Origin of the sequence: Marinobacter sp. UBA3607, assembly GCF_002375525.1 — a bacterium.
In the GTDB taxonomy this organism is placed as follows: Bacteria; Pseudomonadota; Gammaproteobacteria; order Pseudomonadales; family Oleiphilaceae; genus Marinobacter; species Marinobacter vinifirmus.
In genome coordinates, this window is sequence record NZ_DFLY01000013.1 from 1 (window position 1) to 362 (window position 362).

Here is a 362-nt window from a genome sequence, read left to right on the forward strand (position 1 = left end):
ACTTCACAGGCGAACCGGGCGTGTCCCGCCCTTAAAATATTGATCGCGCCAACCGTGTCGGCGTTTTCCTTAAAGCCGCAATCCACGCAGTGGAACTGGGCCTGGGTTTGGCGGTTCTCTGCCGACACATGACCGCAGGCCGGACAGGTTCGACTGGTGTTGCGGGGTGGTACCGCCACCAACCACCCGCCGCTCCATTGGAGCTTGTAGTCCAGTTGGCGCCGGAACTCGAACCAGCCCTGATCCAGAATGCTCCGGTTCAGACCGGATTTGGCCCGGACGTTGCGCCCGGGTTGATCGAGCGTGCCGGCCGCTGACGCCGACATATTCCGCACCTTTAAGTCCTCGATACACACCATCGC

The 362-nt window shown here is 61.3% G+C and carries 1 protein-coding gene; it reads right to left on the bottom strand.

Annotated features, from left to right (window positions below; all coding sequences use genetic code 11):
• Positions 1-362 (bottom strand): RNA-guided endonuclease InsQ/TnpB family protein (locus B2589_RS04660; protein ID WP_286815756.1); only part of this gene is annotated, 362 nt, incomplete at both ends.